Genomic DNA, 2,571 nt, shown 5'->3' with positions numbered 1-2,571 from the left:
GACCAGACATTGGGGCTAAGGAAAACAAGAATCAAAGAACTGGCCAGCCCGACGACCATCCCCGTAACAGCCCCGGCGGTGTTAAAGCGTTTCCAGAATACCGTGAAGATGATGATGGGCAGGTTGGCACTGGCAGCCACTGCAAAGGCAAGGGATACAAGGAAAGCGACATTCATGTTTTGGGCAAACAAGGCAAGGATGATGGAAAGGACCGACACTCCGATTGATGCCCAGCGAGCCGCAACGACTTGTTCTTTGTCGGTGGCCTGGCCTTTGCGAATGATATGGCCATAAAAATCATGGGCAAAGGCAGAGGCAGCCGATAGAACGAGTCCGGCCACAACCGCCAAGATGGTAGCGAAGGCAACTGCAGACACGAAGGCGAACAGGAAGTCACCGCCGATGGCATCGGCAAGCAGCGGAGCCGCCATATTGCCGGCAGCATTCGCCGCGATGATTTTGTCATAACCAACAAAGGCCGCGGCTCCAAATCCAAGGAAAATGGTCATGATATAAAAGATTCCGATGATCCATGTGGCATAAACGACGGACTTCCTGGCAGTGATGGCGTCTTTTACCGTAAAGAATCGGATGAGAATGTGAGGCAGTCCCGCTGTCCCGAGGACGAGAGCCAAATTAAGGGAAAGGGTATCCAATGGATCCTTGAATTTATTCCCCGGATTGAGGAAATCGCCCCCTAAAGGGGTTGCTGTTTTCATTTGCTTGAACATCTCGATCACACTAAAGTCGAATTTGGCCAACACGATCAGCGAGATGATGAACGTACCTGCCATCAATAATACGGCTTTTACGATCTGGACCCAGCTGGTGGCCGTCATCCCGCCGAATACTACATAAACGGTCATTAAAATGCCTACGATGATAACGGAGTACAGATAATCGATTCCAAGTAAGAGTTTTATAAGGGCACCTGCACCGACAAGTTGGGCGATCATATAAAAAGTGGATATGGATATGGTGTTAAGGGCAGCGACCCCGCGCACCTTCTTTTCATTGAAGCGGGCAGCAATCATGTCCGCCAGCGTATATTTCCCAAGGTTACGCAACGGTTCGGCCACGATATAAAGAACGACCAGGTAAGCGACAAGAAATCCTATGCTGTAGAAAAAACCATCAAACCCGGACAGTGCGACCATCCCCGCGATCCCAAGAAAGGAGGCGGCAGACATATAATCGCCTGCAATCGCCCAGCCGTTCTGCCAACCAGACAGGCTGCTGTCCGCCGTATAAAAATCGGCGGTCGTTTTTGTGCGCCGAGAAGCAAAATAGGTAATCACCAATGTTAAGCCGACGATGAGTAAAAATAGTATAAATGCGAGCATATTCATGATTATTTCACCCTTACCCTTTCGCTTCTTTAACGATTTTTTCAACCAATTCGTCAAAACGGGCCGCTTTTCTGGAATAAAGGATGCACAAGGTCCAGGTCATGATGAATTGGGCAAAAGCAAAGACCCATGCCCAGCTGATGTCCCCGAATGCATTGGAGTTAAGAACTTTCGAATAGGAAGTAAGGATAGGTAAGGTGAAATAAAAGACCATGAAAAAGATGGATAGCGGGACGATGAAATTGCGCTTTTTCTTCAGGAGTTCTTGAAACGATCGAGATTGGACAATTTTGCTGTAATCTTTGGAAGCGCTTACTTCCGCTTGTTTTGCAATTGAATCGTTTGATGCCAAAGTGGTTCCCCCTTCATTTTTTAAGATTTGGTTTTCATTACCAATTTTATGATACCAGCTTTTAGTATATATTTATCTGAATATATTGTAAATTCAAAATTTACAAATCGTCCCTTTTTCATTCGACATCAAAGACCGGAAAAAGTCGGCGAACGGTCGGAATAGAAGTGAAGACGGTCGGATTATTCCATTACGATAAAACAACCCTTAAGGAAAAATTAAGCTTCGTTAGCGATACTTCTTTCAGCAAAGGAAATCTGAAGGGAGAAAAATGATGAAAAAGTGGATGATGCTAAGCGCGGTATTGGTGCTAGCCATTGGGGGTTCGTTTTGGTTTTTCATGAAGGAAAAAGCGGAGCCAGCTGTGGCTAAGTCGGTGACGGCCCAGGTTGAAAAGGGAGACCTTGAAGTCGAGATAAGTGGTTCGGGTTCTGTTGCTGCAATCAATAGTGAGGACGTCACTTCCTCGGCCGCAGCCGAGGTGGATGAGGTGCTTGTAGAGAAAAATGAATTGGTTGAAAAGGGTGATGAGCTCATTACCTTCACGGATGGAAGTGACCCGGTAACGGCCCCATTCGATGGTACGGTAACCACGTTGGATGTAGAGGCGGGCGACAGAATATCAGGCGGTGATGTGGTGGCACATGTTACGGATTATAAAAAATTGAAAACAACGGTCAGTGTGGATGAATTGGATATTCCAAGCGTCAAAAAAGGACAAACGGTCGAGATAAAAGCGAGCGCCTTCGAAGATGAAACGTTCACGGGGAAGGTGACCAGTGTATCAAGGGAGGGTACGTATGAAAATGGCGTCTCTTCATTCGATGTCACGATTCAAATCGATAAGCCTCGCGATATTAAAATTGGGAT

The 2,571-nt window shown here is 46.8% G+C and carries 3 protein-coding genes; 1 reads left to right on the top strand and 2 read right to left on the bottom strand.

Translation table 11 applies throughout. The annotated features are described in order from the left end of the window. On the bottom strand, window positions 1-1,349 hold a 1,349-nt coding region (locus CVN76_RS23470; protein WP_100533245.1), incomplete at its 3' end, for a solute symporter family protein. Window positions 1,350-1,362: 13 nt separating this feature from the next. Next, window positions 1,363-1,701 (bottom strand): DUF485 domain-containing protein, encoded by a 339-nt coding sequence (locus CVN76_RS23465; RefSeq protein WP_100533244.1) that lies wholly within the window; start codon window positions 1,699-1,701, stop codon window positions 1,363-1,365. Between the two features lie 271 nt (window positions 1,702-1,972). Between CVN76_RS23465 and CVN76_RS23460 the strand changes: the two genes are divergently transcribed. Beyond that, the coding region (locus CVN76_RS23460; RefSeq protein WP_157805772.1) for an HlyD family secretion protein at window positions 1,973-2,571 on the top strand (599 nt) is incomplete at its 3' end.

The sequence above is a fragment of the Bacillus sp. mrc49 genome (assembly GCF_002803435.1).
This window is presented reverse-complemented; position numbering and strand designations above follow the sequence as displayed.